This window comes from Lelliottia jeotgali, from assembly GCF_016771845.1.
GTDB classification, from domain to species: Bacteria; Pseudomonadota; Gammaproteobacteria; order Enterobacterales; family Enterobacteriaceae; genus Enterobacter; species Enterobacter jeotgali.
Genome location: NZ_JAENMQ010000001.1, coordinates 722,232 through 744,495, shown reverse-complemented (window position 1 = coordinate 744,495; position 22,264 = coordinate 722,232). Strand labels below are relative to the sequence as shown.

Annotated in this window: 19 protein-coding genes; 12 read left to right on the top strand and 7 right to left on the bottom strand. The window is 53.9% G+C overall.

Features of this window, described 5'->3' with window-relative positions; all coding sequences use genetic code 11:
• Positions 1-40 precede the first annotated feature (40 nt).
• The 5 genes from tap to cheZ are packed head-to-tail and all read left to right on the top strand — an operon-like array spanning position 41 to position 4,635.
• Positions 41-1,642 carry a methyl-accepting chemotaxis protein IV gene (tap, locus tag JBO43_RS03605; RefSeq protein ID WP_095282413.1) on the top strand — a complete coding sequence of 534 codons (1,602 nt, stop codon included), beginning with the start codon at positions 41-43 and terminating at the stop codon, positions 1,640-1,642.
• Between the two features lie 19 nt (positions 1,643-1,661).
• Positions 1,662-2,528: a protein-glutamate O-methyltransferase CheR gene (gene cheR / locus JBO43_RS03600; RefSeq protein ID WP_095282412.1), complete on the top strand. Its 867-nt coding sequence runs from the start codon at positions 1,662-1,664 to the stop codon at positions 2,526-2,528.
• Positions 2,525-3,574 carry a protein-glutamate methylesterase/protein-glutamine glutaminase gene (locus JBO43_RS03595; RefSeq protein ID WP_095282411.1) on the top strand — a complete coding sequence of 350 codons (1,050 nt, stop codon included), beginning with the start codon at positions 2,525-2,527 and terminating at the stop codon, positions 3,572-3,574. Before cheR ends, JBO43_RS03595 begins: the two co-directional genes overlap by 4 nt.
• A 16-nt stretch (positions 3,575-3,590) precedes the next feature.
• Positions 3,591-3,980, top strand: a complete 390-nt coding sequence (gene cheY / locus JBO43_RS03590) for a chemotaxis response regulator CheY (protein WP_095282410.1) — start codon at positions 3,591-3,593, stop codon at positions 3,978-3,980.
• Positions 3,981-3,990: 10 nt separating this feature from the next.
• Positions 3,991-4,635 carry a protein phosphatase CheZ gene (gene cheZ / locus JBO43_RS03585; RefSeq protein ID WP_095282409.1) on the top strand — a complete coding sequence of 215 codons (645 nt, stop codon included), beginning with the start codon at positions 3,991-3,993 and terminating at the stop codon, positions 4,633-4,635.
• Between the two features lie 43 nt (positions 4,636-4,678).
• Here cheZ and JBO43_RS03580 read toward each other — a convergent pair whose 3' ends face one another.
• From JBO43_RS03580 to JBO43_RS03565, 4 genes are all read right to left on the bottom strand, one after another.
• Positions 4,679-5,824 (bottom strand): fimbrial protein, encoded by a 1,146-nt coding sequence (locus tag JBO43_RS03580; protein WP_095282408.1) that lies wholly within the window; start codon positions 5,822-5,824, stop codon positions 4,679-4,681.
• On the bottom strand, positions 5,814-8,360 hold the full coding sequence (locus JBO43_RS03575; protein WP_202673731.1) for a fimbria/pilus outer membrane usher protein: 2,547 nt from the start codon (positions 8,358-8,360) through the stop codon (positions 5,814-5,816). Before JBO43_RS03575 ends, JBO43_RS03580 begins: the two co-directional genes overlap by 11 nt.
• Before the next feature lie 6 nt (positions 8,361-8,366).
• Positions 8,367-9,059, bottom strand: a complete 693-nt coding sequence (locus JBO43_RS03570) for a fimbrial biogenesis chaperone (RefSeq protein ID WP_202673730.1) — start codon at positions 9,057-9,059, stop codon at positions 8,367-8,369.
• A 127-nt stretch (positions 9,060-9,186) separates the two neighbouring features.
• Complete coding sequence (locus tag JBO43_RS03565) at positions 9,187-9,762, bottom strand: fimbrial protein (protein ID WP_103946089.1); 576 nt, start codon at positions 9,760-9,762, stop codon at positions 9,187-9,189.
• 506 nt (positions 9,763-10,268) lie between these two features.
• Here JBO43_RS03565 and flhB point away from each other — a divergent pair.
• The 5 genes from flhB (at position 10,269) to bglB (ending at position 16,869) form a co-directional block, all read left to right on the top strand.
• Entirely contained in the window at positions 10,269-11,417 is a 1,149-nt protein-coding gene (gene flhB / locus JBO43_RS03560; RefSeq protein ID WP_095282405.1) for a flagellar biosynthesis protein FlhB, read from the top strand.
• Positions 11,410-13,488 carry a flagellar biosynthesis protein FlhA gene (flhA, locus tag JBO43_RS03555; RefSeq protein ID WP_095282404.1) on the top strand — a complete coding sequence of 693 codons (2,079 nt, stop codon included), beginning with the start codon at positions 11,410-11,412 and terminating at the stop codon, positions 13,486-13,488. The genes flhB and flhA overlap by 8 nt, the downstream gene beginning before the upstream one ends.
• Positions 13,488-13,880, top strand: a complete 393-nt coding sequence (gene flhE, locus JBO43_RS03550) for a flagellar protein FlhE (protein WP_095282403.1) — start codon at positions 13,488-13,490, stop codon at positions 13,878-13,880. The genes flhA and flhE overlap by 1 nt, the downstream gene beginning before the upstream one ends.
• A 261-nt stretch (positions 13,881-14,141) precedes the next feature.
• Positions 14,142-15,725, top strand: a complete 1,584-nt coding sequence (locus JBO43_RS03545; protein WP_095282402.1) for an MFS transporter — start codon at positions 14,142-14,144, stop codon at positions 15,723-15,725.
• A gap of 4 nt (positions 15,726-15,729) precedes the next feature.
• Complete coding sequence (bglB, locus tag JBO43_RS03540) at positions 15,730-16,869, top strand: beta-galactosidase BglB (protein ID WP_202673729.1); 1,140 nt, start codon at positions 15,730-15,732, stop codon at positions 16,867-16,869.
• A 120-nt stretch (positions 16,870-16,989) separates the two neighbouring features.
• On the opposite strand, the gene argS is transcribed toward bglB, so the two are convergent.
• Positions 16,990-18,723, bottom strand: a complete 1,734-nt coding sequence (gene argS, locus JBO43_RS03535; protein ID WP_202673728.1) for an arginine--tRNA ligase — start codon at positions 18,721-18,723, stop codon at positions 16,990-16,992.
• A gap of 239 nt (positions 18,724-18,962) precedes the next feature.
• Between argS and JBO43_RS03530 the strand changes: the two genes are divergently transcribed.
• The gene (locus JBO43_RS03530; protein WP_095282399.1) at positions 18,963-19,523 is read left to right on the top strand and encodes a VOC family protein; all 561 of its coding nucleotides are present in this window, start codon (positions 18,963-18,965) and stop codon (positions 19,521-19,523) included.
• Between the two features lie 85 nt (positions 19,524-19,608).
• The gene (gene cutC, locus JBO43_RS03525; protein ID WP_095282398.1) at positions 19,609-20,352 is read left to right on the top strand and encodes a copper homeostasis protein CutC; all 744 of its coding nucleotides are present in this window, start codon (positions 19,609-19,611) and stop codon (positions 20,350-20,352) included.
• A gap of 170 nt (positions 20,353-20,522) precedes the next feature.
• Here the strand turns inward: cutC and cmoB are convergent, their stop codons facing one another.
• Together cmoB and cmoA are read right to left on the bottom strand one after the other, a co-directional pair.
• A complete protein-coding gene (gene cmoB, locus JBO43_RS03520; RefSeq protein WP_095282397.1) occupies positions 20,523-21,494 on the bottom strand; it encodes a tRNA 5-methoxyuridine(34)/uridine 5-oxyacetic acid(34) synthase CmoB in 972 nt (323 codons plus the stop codon).
• Entirely contained in the window at positions 21,491-22,231 is a 741-nt protein-coding gene (gene cmoA / locus JBO43_RS03515; protein ID WP_095282396.1) for a carboxy-S-adenosyl-L-methionine synthase CmoA, read from the bottom strand. The genes cmoB and cmoA overlap by 4 nt, the downstream gene beginning before the upstream one ends.
• Positions 22,232-22,264 lie beyond the last annotated feature (33 nt).

The window sequence follows — 22,264 nt, the reverse complement described above, 5'->3', positions numbered from 1 at the left end:
ATATTTAACTGCGGCTGCTTGCCGCTTGATGGGAGCGTGGATGTTAAATCGTATTCGTATCTCGACCACACTGTTTTTGATTCTGATTCTTTGCGGTGTGTTGCAGGTTGGCAGTAACGGGTTGTCTTTCTGGGCTTTTCGCGATGGCTATCAGAACTTACAGGAAGTTGAGACGAGTAATCAGCAGCGCTCCTCGCTCGCGCAAACGCGCGCGGTGCTTTTACAAGCCAGTACCGCGCTGAATAAAGCGGGCACATTAACGGCGTTAAGTTATCCGCCTGACGACATCAAGGCGCTGATGACCACCGCGCGTGACAGTCTGAAACAGGCCGATGTGCAGTTTAAAGCCTTCATGGCGCAGGATGCGGTCAGTGAAAAAGGCAAAGCGCTGAGTGCTGAAATGCAAAAGGGCTATGCCCAGTGGCACAGCGATTTAGATCATCAGGCCACCTGGCTTGAGAACAACCAGCTGTCGGACTTCCTGACCGCGCCGGTACAGGATTCTCAGGCTGCATTCGATAAAAGTTTTAACGCCTGGCAGCAGGATATGAACCAGTTCGTCGAAGAGGCGAGCCACGACAGCCGTGCCAGCTACCACATGTCCGGCGTGATTTTTGCCACCGTGGTGATTCTGGCAGCGTTGTTGACCGGCGGGGCATTGCTCTGGTCGCGCAAGATGATCGTATTACCGCTGGCCATTATCAGCAGTCATTTTGACAGCATTGCGAAAGGCAACCTGGCACGCCCGGTGGCGGTCTTTGGTAAAAACGAAATCTCGGCCATTTTTGCCAGCCTGAAAGCGATGCAAGGCTCGCTGCGTGAAACGGTGACCGATGTGCGTCAGGGCAGTTACGCCATGCACGCCGGTATTTCTGAAATTGCAGAAGGGAATAACGATTTATCGTCACGCACCGAACAGCAGGCGGCCTCTCTGGCGCAAACGGCGGCCAGCATGGAGCAATTGACCGCGACCGTTAGCCAGAACGCAGACAATGCGCGTCAGGCATCGGACCTGGCGAAACAGGCGGCGCTGACGGCTAAAAAAGGCGGCGATCAGGCGTCAAACGTGGCCAGCACCATGCAGCAAATCGCCACCAGTTCGCAGAAAATTGGCGACATTATCAGCGTGATCGACGGTATCGCTTTCCAGACGAATATTCTGGCACTGAACGCCGCCGTGGAAGCCGCGCGTGCCGGTGAGCAGGGCCGTGGATTTGCCGTCGTTGCGGGCGAGGTACGTAATCTCGCCAGCCGCAGCGCCAACGCGGCGAAAGAGATCAAAACGTTGATCGAAGAGTCCGTTTCCCGTGTGCAGCAAGGATCACAGCTGGTTGATACGGCCGCGCACACCATGACGGAAATTGTCACTTCGGTGACGCGCGTGAACGACATCATGGGCGAAATTGCGTCCGCCTCAGATGAACAGCGTCGCGGCATTGAGCAGGTTGCTCAGGCCGTGTCGCAGATGGATCAGGTAACGCAACAGAACGCTTCTCTCGTTGAAGAAGCGGCGGCCGCTACCGACCAGCTCGCCAGCCAGGCCGACCATCTGACCGGTCTGGTTGCAGTATTTAACGTGAAAGAGCAAGTCGAAAAAGTAGCAGAAGTCGGGCGGTCTCAGGCCGTGCCAGTTGTATCCTGAAAGTGATTAAGAAGGCGCTATGAGCTCACCAACCCCCTCGGGGCAATCGTCATTATTGCAGCAAATGACCCAGCGCCTCGCGCTGTCCGACGCGCATTTTCGTCGGATATGTCAGTTGATTTACCAGCGTGCGGGGATTGTGCTTGCCGATCATAAGCGAGACATGGTCTACAACCGTCTGGTCCGGCGCTTACGCACACTTGAGCTTGATGATTTTGGCCGTTATCTCAGCATGCTGGAAGCGAACCAAAACAGCGCTGAGTGGCAGGCGTTTATTAACTCGCTGACCACTAACCTGACGGCGTTCTTCCGCGAAGGCCACCATTTCCCGGTGCTGGCGGAACATGCCCGTCGCCGTAGCGGGGAATACCGAGTCTGGAGCGCAGCGGCGTCGACAGGGGAAGAACCCTATTCACTGGCGATAACCCTTGCCGACACGCTGGGTATGGCGCCTGGCCGCTGGAAAGTGTACGCCAGCGATATCGACACCGAAGTGCTGGAAAAAGCACGAAACGGAGTTTATCGCCAGGACGAGCTGAAAACGCTGTCGCCCCAGCAGCTGCAACGTTACTTCATGCGCGGGACAGGTCCACATGAAGGGCTGGTTCGCGTGCGTCAGGAACTGGCGAATTGCGTGGAGTTTGCTCCGGTAAACCTGCTCGATAAACAGTACAACGTGCCAGGTCCTTTTGATGCGATATTTTGTCGTAACGTCATGATCTATTTTGACAAAACGACGCAGCAGGAGATCCTGCGCCGTTTTGCCCCGTTGCTCAAGCCAGATGGCTTGTTGTTCGCTGGGCATTCGGAGAATTTCAGCAACCTCGCCCGCGAATTTAGCCTGCGCGGACAGACGGTTTATGCGCTGAGTAAGGAAAAAGCATGAGTAAGATCAGGGTGTTGTCTGTCGATGATTCTGCGCTGATGCGCCAGATCATGACCGAGATTATTAATAGTCACAGCGACATGGAAATGGTGGCGACTGCGCCTGATCCTTTGGTTGCGCGGGATTTAATTAAAAAATATAACCCCGATGTGCTGACGCTGGACGTGGAAATGCCGCGTATGGATGGCATTGATTTCCTTGAGAAGTTAATGCGTTTGCGCCCGATGCCGGTAGTGATGGTGTCTTCGCTAACCGGGAAAGGCTCAGAAATTACCCTGCGCGCGCTGGAGCTGGGGGCGGTGGATTTTGTCACTAAACCGCAGTTGGGTATTCGTGAGGGAATGCTCGCGTATAGCGAGATGATCGCCGAGAAGATCCGCACTGCCTCGCGGGCCAAACTGGCGGCGCACAAACCCGCGGGCGTCCCGGTGACGCTGAAAGCCGGGCCGCTTTTAAGCTCGGAAAAACTGCTGGTGATTGGCGCGTCAACCGGAGGAACAGAGGCAATTCGCCATGTACTCCAGCCATTGCCGCTCTCGAGCCCGGGTATTCTTATTACCCAGCATATGCCGCCAGGCTTTACCCGTTCGTTCGCCGAGCGTCTGAATAAACTGTGTCAGATAAGCGTGAAAGAGGCGGAGGACGGCGAGCGCGTTCTGCCTGGTCACGCGTATATCGCCCCGGGCGATAAGCATATGGAACTGGCGCGCAGCGGTGCGAACTATCAAATCAAGATTCATGACGGTCCGCCGGTTAACCGGCACCGTCCGTCTGTGGATGTGCTGTTTCATTCGGTGGCGAAACATGCGGGGCGCAACGCCGTTGGGGTGATCCTGACGGGGATGGGCAACGATGGCGCCGCCGGAATGCTCGCGATGCACCAGGCTGGCGCCTGGACGATTGCGCAGAATGAAGCAAGTTGTGTGGTGTTCGGCATGCCGCGCGAGGCCATCAATATGGGTGGCGTGAGCGAAGTGGTCGATCTTAGCCAGGTAAGCCAGCAGATGCTGGCAAAAATCAGTGCCGGACAGGCAATACGTATTTAATGAGGAGTAGTTTTTTATGGCAGACAAAGAGCTCAGATTTTTGGTTGTGGATGACTTTTCCACCATGCGTCGTATCGTGCGCAACCTGCTGAAAGAGCTGGGTTTTAATAACGTTGAAGAAGCAGAAGACGGTGTCGATGCCCTGAACAAACTGCAGGCCGGTGGCTTTGGTTTTGTTATCTCTGACTGGAACATGCCTAACATGGATGGTCTGGAGCTGCTCAAAACGATTCGCGCTGACGGCAATATGTCTTCTCTCCCGGTTCTGATGGTTACGGCAGAAGCAAAGAAAGAGAACATTATTGCAGCAGCACAGGCGGGCGCAAGCGGGTATGTGGTGAAACCATTTACTGCGGCGACTCTGGAAGAGAAGCTCGGCAAGATCTTCGAGAAACTCGGCATGTGAGGTGTTGGTGATGATGCAACCTGCTATGAAACCCGTTGAAGAACATTCGGCAAGCGAAATTATTGCCCGCATCGGCAGCCTGACGCGCATGTTGCGCGACAGTTTGCGCGAGCTGGGCCTCGATCAGGCGATTGCGGAAGCCGCAGAAGCGATCCCTGACGCGCGCGATCGTCTCGACTACGTTGTGCAAATGACCGCTCAGGCAGCAGAGCGCGCGCTGAACAGCGTTGAAGCCTCTCAACCGCACCAGGATGAGATGGAGAAGGGCGCTAAAGCACTGAGCAAACGCTGGGATGAGTGGTTCGAAAATCCTATCGAACTGTCTGATGCGCGCGAGCTGGTGACGGATACCCGCCAGTATCTTGGCGATGTACCGGGACACACCAGTTTCACCAATGCGCAGCTGCTGGACATTATGATGGCGCAGGATTTCCAGGATCTGACCGGCCAGGTTATCAAGCGCATGATGGATGTGATTCAGGAAATTGAGCGCCAGTTGCTGATGGTGCTGCTGGAAAACATGCCAGAACCTGCGGCGCGTCCTAAACGTGAGACTGAAAGCCTGCTTAACGGCCCGCAGCTCGATACCACCAAGGCGGGCGTTGTCGCCAGCCAGGACCAGGTGGACGATCTGCTGGACAGCCTCGGCTTCTAATCGGCGAGCTATTCTCAGGCTGCGTGTGCAGCCTGAGAATCACTTAGCGTAAATCCATTTTGACCGTCACATTCCCTTCCATTTTTCCCGGTGCTGGCGACTCGCTGGTAGTACTGACCGGTGACGCTTTGATTTGTACCGAGCCATTTCCCTGTTTGTCCATCGTGATCGGAAACGCGTAGCTCCCGTCGAGAGCCACATTTTGGTTGTTGTCAGTAAAGATTCTGATCCCCGCATCATCCCTGTCGATCATTTTGGCAATCAGCGGATCGCTGCTATCCACCACGCCCTGATCGGCACTGAGCGTCAATTTGATGCGGTTGTCATTCCCGACGGCGTTATCGTCGCAGTGGTAGCTAATATCAATGTCTTTCAACGTAAATCCTTGTGGAGGCAGTCCCTTAAAGCGGAATTGCTTGCTAACGATGTTGCCCAAATCAACTTCAATAGTGCTGCCCTCATTGATAGTGCAACTGAGGGGAGCAGAGAGCGACCCGCTGAGCCAGATGTTGGAAACCAGCTGTGCGGTATTAACGTCACAACTGCCTGAACCAAAATAGAGGCATGCGTAGTTCTGGACCACCAGCGTTGAAGGAATGAGTTCTTTGCCGAGAATCGGTTTTTTAATGTGAAGCACAGCGCCAATAACGTTCCATTTGAATTTGCGCTGTGTCGGCGCGGAATCTTTCACCTTGGTACTCTCACTGCAGACGCTGGCTGTTCCCTCGGTTGTTTTAATGGTTTCGATCGTTTTTGACATCGAACTTTGCATGGTCGGGTATTGGTTTATGTTGAGCCCATTTAAACCCGAACCGTCGGGGGAGTTAATGGCGTCGCTGTATCCTTTGAGGTCGATATCAATTTTATCGGTGAGAATGCCATAGCCGCTGGTCCCCTGAGTGAGCGGGCTACCCGCCAGCGTTAATTCCATGATCTGCGTTGACGCAGTCAGTGTACCGGGGCAGCTGCAATTGGCCTCCATTTCAGCGCCCGCACCGATAAGGTGTTCGGGAATATCGACATCGGTGTTGGCTTTGTTTTCGCTCGCGGTGAGATCGCGATCGTAAGTTACGCTGTAATCTTGAGGGCCGCTAAAACAATCATGTAATACCGTCACTGCCGCCTGGGCTGAAAAAGGAAGAATGAGGCAGATAAGCCCCCAGCTGAAAGAGGTAACTTTAATGCGCATGTGATTGTTCCTGCTGACAAAGGGCATTAACAGTGCGGATGCCGGTAGGGTTAGACGGTGGCGCAGAGGAAGCCAGCGAAACACTGGCGATACATTGCTGATCCTGGGCATTTCCCCATTTCACCGCGATCTGGATCGTGTCTTGCACGCCCGCTAAATAGAGCGTACCGGTGTCGTCGATAATGCCGCTCATGACGGGTAAAAGGGTGGTTGCAATGGCGCCAAAGGGAACCGGTCTGCCATCGGGGCGCGTTAATTTGATTAAGGCACGATAGCCGACGTGAGCATCAAATTTCGCCACGACGGCAGCATTGCGGGAAGGAATGACGGTGATCGCGGTGTCACTGGAATCGACATCTTCCGGCAAGCTGGTGGTGTCGATGCGGATTTGGTTTTCCTGATAAGCACTAAGAGACGGAATCACCGCATTTCCCTGCCAGTCAGTCTGAATACCGCGCTGATTCTGGAAGCGAACCCCCGACGCATGGTTGGCATTTACGATGACAAACTGGCTGCCTAATGGCTGCGCGAGAGTGATACCCAGGGGATGCGCTACTACTGCGCCACTAAGACCATAGCTGGATTGCCGGGAGTTATCGGACGAATAGTAATAGCCCGCGTTCATATTGGCATACTGCGAGCGATAGCTTGCGTACACACTGCTGGTATCGTCACCATCATGGTTCGAATGACTCTGCTGCAAGGAGTAGCTCAGGCGCTGGTCGTCCAGTAGTGTTCCGTTCAACCCCAGAGTTTGCTGGGTATAGCCATGCTTGCTGTTACTTAGGTTATAGCTGCTCCAGGCGCGGGGCAGCCATCGGCTGAGCGGCATACTAAAGCCGAAAGAGACCATCTGGTCGTTATGTGTGTCGCTGTTATCACTGTAGGTGTACGCAAGATGGAAGCTAATACTGTCGATAACAGTGTTTATCCCGGCTGACAGGCTGCGTTCTTTTTGTGATGTTTGCCAATAGTCCTGCTGATAACCGTTCAGGTAAAGGCTAACGCCAGCAATACTTTGACTGATGCTTGCCTGAATGCGGTTCCGCTTGTTGTAACGGAACAAGAGATCGTCTTCGTGCTGATCGTATTTCTGGTTGGCGTCAGCAAAACTGTAGTAACCGCTGGTGGAGTAGCGGTAGCTTGCCAGTGTGAAGTTAGTATTGGTGGCATCCACTTTGCCGGAATAGAGTAGGCGGTACGACTGACCAGTGCTTTGCGTGTCATTGTCGAGTGTCGCTTTGGCAAAGGTTACGTCTGCAGAGATTGAGCCCAAAGCCCCCAGCGCGATCCCCACCCCGGTGTTCGCCGCCTGATAATCCTCAGATGCTGTGATACCGCCAAACAGGGTGGTGGCATTATTCAGACCATAAATAAGGCTGCCTTGTGTAAACGTGGGCTCATTTTGATCGCTGCCACTGTCAGCCCGAAAGCGTGCTGCTGTAAATTCATACTTCATCTGCCCGGGTCTTTGCATCACCGAGACGCTTGAATAAGGCTGAGTAAAACGGTGTTCAGTTCCGTCGGCCTCTTTTACTGTGACCTCCAGATCGCCACTGTTAGTGGTGGAGTAGAGATCGTTTATCTCAAAAGCACCAGGGGCAACGTTTTGCTGATAGATGAGATAGCCATTCTGGCGTACCGAAACCTCAGCATTAGAGCTGGCGATACCGCGAATAGTCGGCGCATATCCACGCTGACTGTACGGCAGCATCTCTTCATCGGAAGCAATGTTGACGCCACGATACTGCAGGCTGTCGAAGACTTCTCCGCGCGTACTGCTTTCACCGCCGGTAAATTGAGCCCGCATTGCGTCAATGTCGTGCTGCACATAGGTATTAATTGCATCCCATTGGGTTGCGTCGTCAGTTTTACTCCAGGTCGAGTAATTACGCAGACGCCAGCCACCGAGGTTAGCGCCGCTGCGTAAATTCAAATACTGGCTCGTTGAGCTGTTACTGGACTCATCTTCACTCTGTGAGCCAGAAAATGCGTAATCGGCAAACGCCACAGGAACCCCGTCGTCCCAGCGTGAAGGGGCAATATAATCTTTGCCCTGGCTGTAAATGGCGGCCTGCGGAATGCTGAGATGCAGCGTCATGGATGCGAAATCGAGCTTTGCGAAAGCCTGAGGAATGTAGTCACCCAGCGGATTTGGCAGAGGGCTGTTGGCATCCCATGCGGCTAATTTGGGATATTTATCAATATCCACTCCCCATTGGCGTAATGTGTTTGGCGTGAGTTGCGGCACCAGTTCCCCAGACTGGTTACTGAGATAGGTGATATCCATGTCATCAATCCGGGTCTCATTGACCCTAATTCTGGAGGAGTAGGTACCGGGCAATTGCGCATTGGATCGCGAGAAAAGTGACAGGTCAATATCTTGCTGCATCAGCATATCGCCCTCGAGTGAAGAGGGCGAAAAGCGATATTCACGCGCGCTGGCAAAGCTTGACGTTATCAGTAAAACGCCGCCCAAATATCGTGCGAACGGATTAAGACGCAAGCTGGGCGTTGAACAAAATCCGCATGTCATTTTGTTCTAATCCTGAGCCAGGGTGGTTGAAAATTTATCGGATGCATTGCCGTAATCGGTAATGCATCGCCAGCTGACGAGGGTGCCTGTAGTGTTCTCTGGAACGAGGATCAGCGTGTTTGACTGAGGGCTCACCATGTCGGCTTTATCAATCCTGGTGGTGCCCAACTGTAAGCTGTCGAATGTGATGTGAAACGCGCCCTGATTGCTCACCGTTAATTGCCTCCCGTTTAAGGAAAAACGGAGGTTTTTACACGTCTCAACGGGAGTGCCTGCCAGTCCTGCGGGGCGCCAGAACAGCTTTAAACGGGTTTTATAGATCAGACGTAAAACATTTTTATCGTCGTCTTCCTTAGCGGTTGCGGGAATAGTGCGAACGTTCATGTAAAACAGCGACTCTTTGTTATCGGGAAGAGCCGTTCCATTCCATGCGATACGCAGACTCTGTTCTTTCTGAGGATCGAGACGAAATAACGGTGGTGTGACGATAAATGGCCCGCGTGTTTTGCCATCGCCTGTATCTGTCCACGACTGAATCAACCACGGAAGGATGCTATCGTTATTCACCAGCGGCAGTGAAATCTCTTTCTTAGTGGCATCGTAGATCAATCGCGTACGGCCGATCTGAATGCCCTCTGCATGGCTGAACGATGTCAAAAAGACAGTGAGAAAAAATAGAATCTGCGTGAAAATACGCATAAACAATGCCTGCGTTGGGTGAAAATAAAATAGCTTGCAATAGCCAGAATTAGCCTCCTGGCTATTGCAATGAACGACCATTCAATAACCACTATCAGGAGATTATTGTGAATGGAAAACGAGACTGTTATCGATAGATAATATTTACCGTCATATCCGCATCGGCTGGGCCGGCAGTGACAGTTTTAGAAAATGACTTATATCGGGCGTTAAAATCAGCCCTGATGAGGTCCTCTTTTTTGGTCGGAAGTTCGATAGCAATTTGACCTTCAGAGCCATCCATCGAGATATACTGCGTATCTTTGGTGTCTGGGGTCACTGCAATCCCGACCCCTGTTGCTGCCGTGTCGCCAGCCGTGGTGATCGTACTGACATCGAGCAGAGTTTTCGACGCTGTCAGGGTTGTCGTGCCATTGAAGGTTAGCTGAACAGAAGGAAGGCCATCGCTTTTTAACGGACACCCCGTCAGGGTGATAGAGAAGGGCATTAATGTGGATTCCGTTCCTACGTCTGTGAATAATGAAGCAGGGTAAGTTCCAAGGGGAACCGTACTGTCCGAACCATTATCGCCCTGGATGGTACAGCTGGGTTCAATAATCTCACCGGTAAAATGAATCGTCCCTGCATTCATTTCTGCCGCAAAGGGACTTCCAGAAACAAGGGCGACAAACGCACCGACAACAACCTTTTTTTTGAAATTCATAAATGAAGTCCTTAACAATTATGCACGGGTTGAGTAATAACGATGGAGTAATATAGACAGAAATGATCATTATCACCAGTACGCAATATTACTTTTTTTAAAAGGTAGTCGTGGCTTAATTGATATTATTTAACGTAAAAGATAATCGTGGGCTTGTAAAGTGACACTTGGTTTCTAATAGTATTTGCCAGGATTATTCTTTTGCTGATACTAATAATTATGAAATATAAGTAAGGGCCGAATTTATGGTTTATGTTGAGTTTAATAATCGAAGTCTGTTGGGTGAATGTTTAATAGGTATAATTAAAATTGGCTTTCATTCCCCATTCTTTTTGAATTAATTTTTTTCAAAAAATATTGTCCTTTTTTGGACGTTGCTATCAATAAAACCAGGAAGATTTAACTCAAACAGGACAAAAAGGGCACCTTATACGGGCTTTTCCGTCCATTGATTAGGGCGTGCTCTGGCAAGATAAACGCCACGAAATGGGCAGAGAGCGCGCACTGTGGCAGACGACAGCGACGACAAAACAGAAGCCCCCACACCCCACCGACTAGATAAGGCGCGTGAGGACGGGCAAATCCCACGATCCCGTGAGCTGACATCCCTGCTGATCTTAATCGTAGGTGTATGCATCATCTGGCTGGGAGGGGAGTCGCTCGCCCGCAGACTGGCGGGTATGCTTTCTGCTGGCCTGCGTTTTGACCACAGCATGGTCAACGATCCCAATCTTATCCTCAGCCAAATTATTCTGCTCATTAAAGACGCCATGATTGCGCTCCTGCCGCTGATCGCCGGCGTCGTTATCGTGGCGCTGGTTTCCCCCGTCATGCTGGGCGGGCTGGTGTTCAGCGGTAAAGCGCTGCAACCCAAATTTTCCAAGCTCAATCCCTTCCCGGGGATTGCAAAAATGTTCTCGGCGCAAACGGGCGCTGAGCTGCTGAAAGCGATTCTAAAATCCACTTTGATGGGCAGCACCGCCGGGTTTTACCTTTGGCATCACTGGCCAGATATGATGCGCCTGATCAGCGAATCGCCCCTGACGGCAATGAACAATGCCATGAATCTGGTGGGGCTGTGCGCGCTGCTGGTGGTGCTCAGCATTATCCCGATGGTGGGCTTTGACGTGTTCTTCCAGATTTATAGCCATATCAAAAAGCTGCGCATGTCCCGACAGGATATTCGTGACGAGTACAAACAGATGGAAGGCGATCCTCACGTTAAAGGGCGTATTCGCCAGATGCAACGCGCAGCGGCACGACGTCGCATGATGGAAGATGTGCCGAAAGCAGACGTTATCGTCACCAACCCGACCCATTATTCCGTGGCGCTGAAATACGACGAAAACAAAATGAGCGCCCCTAAAGTGGTCGCGAAAGGGGCGGGTTTAATTGCGCTGCGCATCCGCGAAATTGGCGCAGAACACCGCGTGCCGGTACTGGAAGCCCCGCCACTGGCACGTGCTCTGTATCGTCACGCAGAAATTGGACAGCAAATACCGGGTCAGCTTTACGCCGCAGTGGCGGAAGTGCTGGCCTGGGTCTGGCAGCTGAAACGCTGGCGTTTAGCAGGCGGTCAACGACCTGTGAAACCTGAAAATCTTCCGGTGCCTGAAGCACTGGATTTTATGAACGAGAAGGACACTGATGGCTAATCTGGTGGCAATGCTGCGCCTGCCCGGCAACATGAAATCGACGCAATGGCAAATTCTTGCCGGGCCGATTCTCATCCTGCTAATTCTGTCGATGATGGTGCTGCCGTTGCCAGCATTTATCCTCGACCTGCTTTTTACCTTCAACATTGCGCTATCCATCATGGTGCTGCTGGTGGCGATGTTTACCCAGCGAACCCTTGATTTTGCTGCATTCCCGACCATCCTGCTGTTCACGACGTTGCTGCGCCTGGCGCTGAACGTCGCGTCCACGCGTATCATTTTGATGGACGGACATACCGGCGGGGCGGCGGCGGGTAAAGTGGTTGAGGCCTTTGGTCACTTCCTCGTTGGCGGTAACTTTGCTATCGGTATCGTGGTGTTCGTGATCCTCGTTATCATCAACTTTATGGTTATCACCAAAGGTGCGGGCCGTATCGCCGAAGTTGGCGCACGTTTCGTGCTGGACGGGATGCCGGGCAAACAGATGGCTATTGACGCCGATCTGAATGCCGGGTTGATTGGCGAAGATGAAGCGAAAAAACGCCGCTCTGACGTGACCCAGGAAGCTGATTTCTACGGTTCGATGGACGGTGCGAGTAAGTTCGTTCGCGGCGATGCCATCGCCGGTATCCTGATCATGGTTATCAACATTGTCGGCGGCCTGCTGGTGGGTGTTCTCCAGCACGGCATGGACATGGGCCATGCGGCGGAAAGCTATACGCTGCTGACTATCGGTGACGGCCTGGTGGCGCAGATCCCAGCCCTCGTTATCTCTACCGCAGCGGGCGTTATTGTGACCCGCGTGAGTACCGACGAAGACGTTGGCCAGCAGATGGTCAGCCAGTTGTTCACCAATCCAAACGTGCTGGTGCTGTCTGCGGCGGTGCTTGGCTTGCTGGGTCTGGTGCCGGGCATGCCAAACTTCGTTTTCCTGCTGTTTACCGCTGCATTGCTCGGTCTGGCCTGGTGGCTGCGCGGACGCGATACCAAACCGGTCGCAGAGCCGACGCCGGTTAAAATGCCGGACAATAATCAGGCGGTTGAAGCCACGTGGAATGATGTCCAGCTGGAAGATTCCCTCGGAATGGAAGTGGGTTATCGTCTGATACCGATGGTCGATTTCCAGCAGGACGGCGAACTGCTCGGGCGCATTCGCAGTATCCGTAAAAAATTCGCTCAGGATATGGGCTTCCTGCCTCCGGTGGTTCACATCCGCGACAACATGGACCTGCCACCGGCACGCTATCGCATTCTGATGAAAGGCGTGGAGATTGGCAGCGGCGATGCCTACCCTGGACGCTGGCTGGCGATTAACCCAGGCACGGCGGCGGGTACGCTGCCAGGCGAGCAGACGATCGACCCGGCCTTTGGTCTGGCCGCAATCTGGATTGAAAGCGCCCTGAAAGAGCAGGCGCAGATTCAGGGTTACACGGTTGTTGAAGCCAGCACCGTGGTCGCGACGCATCTCAACCACCTGATTGGTCAGTTCTCGGCGGAATTGTTTGGTCGCCAGGAAGCGCAGCAGTTGCTGGATCGCGTGACGCAGGAGATGCCGAAGCTGACCGAAGATCTGGTGCCGGGCGTAGTGACGCTGACGACGCTGCACAAAGTACTGCAAAATCTGCTCGACGAAAAAGTGCCGATCCGCGATATGCGCACCATTCTGGAAACGCTGGCAGAACATGCGCCGTTGCAAAGCGATCCGCACGAACTCACCGCCGTGGTACGCGTGGCGTTAGGCCGAGCCATTACGCAGCTGTGGTTCCCGGGGAATGGCGAAGTGCAGGTGATTGGCCTCGATACGCCGCTTGAGCGTCTGCTGTTGCAGGCGTTGCAGGGCGGTGGCGGCCTCGAACCGGGCCTGGCCGACCGACTGCTGGCCCAGACGCAAGAGGCGCTGGCGCGTCAGGAGATGCTTGGCGCACCGCCGGTTCTGCTGGTCAATCACGCCCTGCGTCCGCTGCTGTCGCGCTTCTTGCGCCGTAGCCTGACGCAGCTGGTGGTGCTGTCGAATCTGGAGCTGTCGGATAACCGCCATATTCGTATGACGGCGACCATTGGAGGGAAATAATGCGTCACTGGTTATGGATTTTGTTGTTCCCGCTGATGGCACAGGCCGCAGGCGAGGGAACGTGGCAGGCGAGCAGTATCGGTATCACGCTCAACAATCGTGGCGTATCGGCCTCGTCGCGACCGCTGACTGCCTCTGAGCCCGCTTCTGGTTTGATGACGCTGGTGGTCTGGCGCTATCAGTTGATCGGCCCGACACCCGCCGGGCTACGCGTGCGTCTGTGCTCGCAAACACGCTGTACCGAAATTGATGGCGAAAGTGGGACTACGCGCGCGTTTGACGGCGTGCCCGCCGTTGAACCGCTGCGCTTTGTCTGGGAAGTGCCGGGTGGCGGACGCCTGATCCCCGCGCTGAAAGTTCAGAGTAACGAAGTGATCGTCAACTACCGCTAATTGCCTGCCTTTTCACCAGCCGTCAGCAGAAACTGACGGCTGGCTCGCAAAAAATGACCCCGCCTTTTGATGCAAAAGAAACGCTGTTTTATAAATCAGTGACACGCGTAGTTATTCTCTTTGCATTATTGCCATTCGCCCTCATGCAGTGGCAGAAACAGAAAGGTATCAATATGACGATGCTTTTACTGTAGCCGTGTAAAAACTCCCGGACGAGGTTTGCATACAGGGAGTCTCCCAACACTTAAAGGGTTGACGGCAATGAAAACACGTAAAATTGGGCTCAAAAATTACCTGGCTTATGGCTCAGGCGATTTTCTTGGGGCAGGTACGACCGCACTGACGGCGGCCTGGCTGTTATATTTTTATACGACCTTCTGTGGACTCTCGCCTATTGAGGCGACATTTATCTTTGCAGCGGCCAGAGTGCTGGACGCCGTGGTCAGCCCGCTGATGGGCTTCCTGACCGATAACTTTGGTACCACCTGGCTTGGCAAACGCTTTGGCCGGCGTAAGTTCTTTATCCTGCTCGGCATTCCCTGCGTCTTCAGCTACTCGATGATGTGGGTAGGGGACATGAGCTTCTGGTACTACCTGGTCACCTATCTGATCTTCGATATCGTCTACACCATGATTCTGGTGCCTTACGAAACCTTAGTCCCGGAAATGACTGACGATTTCAAACAGAAAACCAAATTCTCTGGCGCGCGTATTTCGATGGCACAAATGTCGGCGATTCTGGCCTCGTTCCTGCCGGGTATTCTGCTGACCCACTTCGGGAAAGACAACGCCATCTCCTTCTTCTATGCGAGCCTGGTGTTCTCCGTGCTGTGCGCGATGATGCTGACGTTCGTTTGGTTCTTCACCTGGGAACGTCCGCGTGAAGAGTGGTCGGAAGCAGCGCTGCGCGCCGAAGAGGAGAAGAAAAAACTCAACCTCCGTCAAAGCCTGAACCGCCTGTTTGTCGAGTTAAGCTCTACGCTGCGGGTGAAGATTTTCCGCCAGCATCTGGGGATGTATCTGGGCGGTTATATCGCACAGGATGTGTTCAACGCCGTGTTTACCTATTACGTGGTGTTCGTGCTGATGCAGGAAGCATCAATGGCCTCCAACCTGCTGGGAACGATGGCTATTTTCCAGTTCATCGCGGTGATCGCCATGATTCCACTGTGTATCCGCTTTGGACCGGCTCCGTCCTATCGGATGGTGGTGGTGCTGTTCGGTCTGGCTTCCATTTCCTACGCAGTGCTCTATTACGCAGGGCTGAGCGACGTTTACGCGCTGTTGCTGCTGGTGTCGGCGGTGGCTGGCCTCGGTCGCGGCGGTATCAACTATGTGCCGTGGAATATCTACACCTACATTGCCGACGTGGATGAAGTCATCACCGGCCAGCGCCGCGAAGGGATCTTCGCGGGCATTATGACGTTGACGCGCAAAGCTTCCCAGGCGGGGGCCATCATGCTGGTAGGTATCGTGATGCAGATGTCCGGCTTTGTCAGCGGTCAGAAGGTTCAGCCAGAAGAAGTGAGCCACACCATTCTGATGATCCTGAGCGTCGGTACTATTCTGGTGCTTTTCTGCGGTTTCCTGGTTTCCCTGCGCTTCAAACTGAATCTGCAAACCCACAGCACCCTGCGCGAAGAGACCGCCAAAATGCGCGAATCAGGCCGTGCTATGCCGGAGACCGCCACGGTGCAGGCGCGCGAGACAGTCGAGCTGCTGGCCGGGATGCCGTACGAATCCCTGTGGGGCAACAACAATATTGGTTATCTGAATCGCAATAAGCCGGTGGCACCTTCCCTGAAGGACCGCGCGGTACTGAATTCGACATATCACAGAGGTTAAGATTATGAAGGTTTGGCCCGTCAAACATAGCCCGTTACTGCGTCAGCCTGAGCATTTTATTGCCAGGGATGAATTGAAATCGCTGATTGAAAAGGTGACGCACAACCTGGTGAACATTCACGATAAAACCGGCGAATTTTTGCTGCGCCTCGACGACGGTCGCGTGATCGACACCAAAGGCTGGGCGGGATGGGAATGGACGCACGGCGTCGGGCTATACGGTATCTGGCAGTATTACTGCCAGACCGGCAATGGCCAGATGCGCGACATCATCGACGGCTGGTTTGCCGATCGCTTTGCCGAAGGCGCGACCACCAAAAACGTCAATACGATGGCCCCGTTCCTGACCCTGGCGTATCGCTATGAGGAGACGAAAAACGCCACCTATCTGCCGTGGCTGGAGAGCTGGGCAGAATGGGCGATGAACGACATGCCACGCACGGATCACGGCGGGATGCAGCACATTACGCTTGCCGAAGAGAACCATCAGCAGATGTGGGATGACACGCTGATGATGACCGTTCTGCCGCTGGCAAAAATCGGCAAATTACTTAACCGCCCGGAGTACGTTGAAGAAGCGACTTATCAGTTCCTGCTGCACGTGCAAAACCTGATGGACCGGGAGACGGGCCTGTGGTTCCACGGCTGGAATTATGACGGGCAACATAACTTCGCGAAGGCCCGCTGGGCGCGCGGGAACAGCTGGCTGACGATGGTTATCCCGGACTTCCTTGAGCTGGTGGATCTGCCGGGAAACAACGCGGTGCGTCGTTATCTGGTGCAGGTGCTCAACGCACAAATCGCGGCGCTGGCGACGTGTCAGGACGAAAGCGGTTTGTGGCACACGCTGCTGGACGACCCGAACTCGTATCTGGAAGCATCCGCCACGGCTGGGTTTGCCTACGGGATTTTAAAAGCGGTGCGCAAGCGCTACGTTGGCGCGGAATACGCCGACGTGGCAGAAAAAGCCATTCGTGGAATTGTGAATAATATCTCGCCGGAAGGGGAGTTGTTGCAAACGTCGTTTGGTACGGGGATGGGCAGTAATCTGGAGTTTTATCGCCAGATACCGCTGACCTCCATGCCGTATGGCCAGGCAATGGCGATTCTGTGTCTGACGGAATATTTACGCAAGTATTTCTAGGTTGCGATTTTGTAGGCCTGATAAGCGCAGCGCCATCAGGCATTTTCCCCGGTGGCGCTGCGCTTACCGGGGCTACGAAAAACACGGACAAAAAACCCGGCCATCGCCGGGTTTCTTTTTTTACATACGCTCTACGGTTTCGATACCGAGCGTATCCAGCCCCAGCTTCAGCGTCTTCGCGGTCAGCTGCGCCAGTTTCAGGCGGCTGTTGCGGATTTCTTCGCTTTCAGCAGACAGGATTGGGCAGTGCTCGTAGAAGCCAGAGAACAGACCCGCCAGATCGTACAGGTACGCACACATCACGTGCGGCGTCCCTTCACGGGCAACGACAGCCAGCGTCTCTTCGAACTGCAGCAGACGGGCAGCAAGCTGTGCTTCGCGATCTTCGTTGATCACCACGGTGGCATTCGCCAGCGCGCTTTCATCGATGTCGGCTTTACGGAACACGGACAGCACGCGAGTGTAGGCATACTGCATGTACGGCGCGGTATTGCCTTCGAAGGCCAGCATGTTATCCCAGTCGAAGATGTAATCGGTGGTACGGTTTTTTGACAGATCCGCGTATTTCACCGCGCCGATACCCACAGCAGTCGCCAGTTTTTCCAGCTCATCCGCAGACATATCCGGGTTCTTCTCAGCCACCAGACGACGCGCGCGTTCCAGCGCTTCGTCCAACAGATCGGACAGCTTCACGGTACCACCGGCGCGGGTTTTGAACGGCTTACCGTCTTTACCCAGCATCATGCCGAACATGTGGTGTTCCAGCGGAACGGAATCTGGCACGTAACCGGCTTTACGCACGATGGTCCACGCCTGCATCAGGTGCTGATGCTGACGGGAATCGATGTAGTACAGCACGCGATCCGCATGCAGCGTTTCGTAACGGTATTTCGCACAGGCGATATCGGTGGTGGTATACAAATAGCCGCCATCCTTTTTCTGGATGATTACGCCCATCGGTTCGCCGTCCTTGTTTTTGTACTCATCAAGGAAAACAACCGTTGCGCCTTCACTCTCAACCGCCAGTTTTTTGGCTTTCAGATCGGCCACAATGCCCGGCAGCATTGGGTTATAGAGGCTTTCGCCCATAACGTCGTCGCGGGTCAGGGTGACATTCAGACGGTCATAGGTGATTTGGTTCTGGGACATGGTGATGTCAACCAGCTTGCGCCACATTTCGCGGAAGTAGGCATCGCCGCCCTGCAGTTTGACGACGTAGCTGCGCGCGCGCTCGGCGAAGACTTCATCTTCGTCGTAATGTTTTTTGGCTTCGCGGTAGAAACCTTCAAGGTCTGCAAGCGCCATTTCGCCCGCGTTTTCCTGCTGCTGCTTCTCAAGGTACGCAATCAGCATCCCGAATTGAGTACCCCAGTCGCCCACGTGGTTCGCGCGAATCACTTTATGACCGAGGAATTCCAGGGTGCGCACCGCCGCATCACCGATGATGGTGGAGCGCAGGTGGCCGACGTGCATCTCTTTCGCCACGTTGGGGGCAGAGTAATCGATAACGACAGTTTGCGCTTCTGGCAGGGCTACGCCCAGACGCTCAGATTTCAGCGCAGCGTCAATGTGGCCTGCGAGGAATGCCGGGTCGAGGAAAATATTGATAAAGCCAGGACCTGCAATCTCAACTTTATGAGCAATGCCGTTGAGATCCAGATGCGTCAGCACCAGCTCAGCGAGTTGTCGTGGCGGCATGCCCAGTTTTTTAGCAACTGCCATCACGCCATTGGCCTGATAGTCGCCAAACTGTACTTTTGCTGACTGGCGAACCTGAGGTTCGCAATCCGCAGGAGCGCCTGCGGCAATCAGTGCCTGACTGACTTTTTCGGAGAGAAGAGCCTGAATATTCACCTGGATACCTTACATTTTTGCTGTGGGCCCACTACAACCCACACCAGTTTGAGAATTTAGGGCCGGAGTATACTGCAAATGCCCTCGGACGTCAGCATTGCACAGGCTTAAGCGCGCTCAGAAAACAGGCGATGAAATAGTGCATAAACATGCAACGGGTAAAACGTGAAATCTGCGGTTGGTTGCCAGCCGTCAACACGGTAAATTAGCCGCTTTGCGACAGGATAAGAGAACCGCTGATGACGAACTGGCAATCCATAGACGAACTGCATGATATTTCCGCAGATTTACCGCGTTTCACCCAGGCGTTCACAGAACTTGCCACTCGACTGGGGCTGGATATTGCACCACTCGACGCCGATCACATTTCTCTGCGCTGTCATCAGAATGCGACGGCGGAGCGCTGGCGTCGCGGATTTGAACAGTGCGGTGAACTGCTGTCAGAAAACGAGATCAACGGTCGCCCGATTTGCCTGTTCAAATTGCATCAACCGGTGTGCGTTGCCCACTGGCAGTTTAGCGTGGTCGAATTACCGTGGCCGGGCGAAAAACGTTATCCGATTGAGGGCTGGGAGCATATCGAAATCGTACTGCCGGGTGACCCTGAAACGCTGAATGCACGTGCGCTGGCGCTGTTATCCGATGACGGTCTGAGCCAGTCCGGCATTTTCGTGAAAACCAGCTCGCCAAAAGGGGAACGCGAGCGTCTGCCGAACCCGACGCTGGCCGTGACTGATGGAAAAGTCACGGTGAAATTTCACCCCTGGACTATCGAGCAAATTGTCGCCAGTGAAGCATGAGCAGCAAAAGAGTGTGAACTCACGCTGAGTCCGCCGTTTTGCGGCGTGGCATGATGGTTTATTACCGTGGATTTAAGGAGGAAGTGTGGCGCTACTGGAGATTTGTTGTTACAGCATGGAATGTGCTGTCACGGCGCAACAAAACGGGGCCGATCGCGTAGAACTGTGCGCCGCGCCGAAAGAGGGCGGTTTGACGCCGTCCTACGGCGTACTGAAGTCGGTTCGCAAATCGGTGACCATTCCCGTTCACCCGATTATTCGCCCGCGCGGCGGAGATTTTTGCTACTCGGCGGGTGAGTTTGACGCGATGCTGGAAGACGTCGCTACAGTGCGCGAGCTGGGTTTCCCCGGTCTGGTGATCGGCCTGCTTGATGAAGACGGCAACGTTGATATGCCGCGTATGCGCCAGATTATGGCGGCGGCAAAAGGGATGGCGGTGACGTTTCATCGTGCCTTTGATATGTGTAAAGACCCTGTTCAAGCCTTTGAAAATCTGGCGGAATTAGGCGTGGCACGCATCCTAACATCCGGCCAGCAGTCGAGCGCTGAAAAAGGACTGCAATTAATTATGGAACTAAAAGCACATTCCGGTGTTCCAATAATAATGGCGGGTGCGGGCGTTCGCGCCAGCAATCTGGAAACGTTTTTAAACGCAGGGGTAGAAGAGCTTCACAGCTCGGCAGGCAAGTGGACGCCTTCGCCTATGCGATATCGCAATACAGGATTATCAATGTCGACAGATGCAGAAGCGGATGAGTACTCCCGCTACGGCGTAGATGGAGAGTCGGTTGCGGTAATGAAATCAATGATTGAGCAGTTTCACGTGTAGCAACGATTTTTACCGCGCATCATGTCGCCCAATATGATGCTTGCTTGTACCAGGCCCCTGCAATTTCAACAGGGGCCTTTTTTTCGCCTGCATATTTCGCCGGGTGGCGGCTTCGCCTTACCCGGCCTACAAAACCGTAGGACCGTGCAAGCGAAGCGCCGCCGGGCAAATCACGGCTTAGTCGCAATCAATACCGCACGCATCGGCGCGGGATAGCCTTCGATGGTTTTGCTGCTGTCGTTCGGGTCGAGGAATTCGGCCAGCGACTCAGTGGTAAGCCACTCGGTGCGGCGCTGCTCTTCAGTCGACGTGACGCACACATCCACAATGCGGATATCCACAAAACCGCATTTCGCCAGCCAGTTTTTCAGCGCCAGCGCGGACGGGATAAAGTAGACGTTACGCATTTGCGCATAGCGATCGCCGGGAACCAGCACCGCGTTTTCGTCGCCTTCGATAACCAACGTTTCCAGCACCAGTTCGCCACCACTGACCAGCTGATCTTTCAACTGCCACAGATGTTCCAGCGGCGAGCGGCGGTGATACAGCACGCCCATCGAGAAGACGGTATCAAAGGCATTCAACGCAGGCAGTTGCTCAATGCCCAGCGGCAGAACGTGCGCGCGCTGGTCGTTGCCCAGCAGTTTGCGCACGGCTTCAAACTGACACAGGAACAGCTGCATTGGATCGATCCCGACTGCCAGATGTGCACCCGCGCCAATCATGCGCCACAGGTGATACCCGCTTCCGCAGCCCACATCCAGAATCGTGCGACCGGTCAAATCTGACAGGTGCGGTAAAACGCGATCCCATTTCCAGTCGGAACGCCACTCGGTATTGATGTTCAGGCCGTAGAGAGAAAACGGCCCTTTGCGCCACGGCATCAGGTTGCGCATCAGCTTTTCAAGACGCAGCAGTTGGCCTTCGCTCAGCGGCTCGGCGCTTTCGGCGGTGACGCTATGCAATAAGTCCAGCTTATACGGGGTCATTTCCGGCAAAAACTCCACCGCATTACTCCACTGCTTAAACTGACCGTGCAGAGAATCACGCTGCCAGGCCGCGACCTGCGCAGGCAGGGTTTCCAGCCAGTGGGAGAGGTGGTTTTTGGCGATGAGCTGATAGAAATTGCTGAAGTCGATCATGCGTTGTCCCCTTTCAGAGCGACCAGGGAACCAAAGTTAAAGCACTGGAACCAAAGTTCGCTGTGCTCGAAACCGGCTTTACGCAGGCGCGTTTTGTGTGCTTCGACCGAGTCGGTCAGCATCACGTTTTCAAGCATGCTGCGCTTCTGGCTGATCTCCAGCTCGCTGTAACCATTGGCACGTTTAAAATCATGATGCATGTTGAACAGCAACTCGCCGACGTTGGCATCTTCAAAACTGAATTTTTCCGATAACACCAGCGCACCGCCAGGGTTCAACCCCGCGTAAATTTTGTCCAGCAACAACTGGCGATCTTCAGGCACCAGGAACTGCAGGGTAAAATTCAGTACCACCATTGAGGCGTTCTCGATCTTGATATCGCGGATATCGCCTTCAATGACGTCAACCGGGGTGGGGGCTTTGTAAGCGTCCAGATGACGGCGGCAGCGCTCGACCATTGCCGGAGAATTATCGACCGCAATGATTTTGCAGCCTTCGTGATGCACGTTACGGCGAACCGACAGCGTCGCGGCGCCCAGTGAACAACCCAGGTCATAAACCTGCGTACCGGGTTGAACGAAGCGTTCAGCCAGCATGCCGATCATAGAGATGATATTGGAATAACCTGGAACAGAGCGCTGGATCATATCCGGGAAGACTTCGGCTACCCGTTCATCAAAGGTCCAGTCGCCCAGACTGGCGATAGGCGCGGAAAAAAGCGTGTCGCGATCAGACATAACGTAAAAATCCGGGAAAAATAAAGTGGCGTA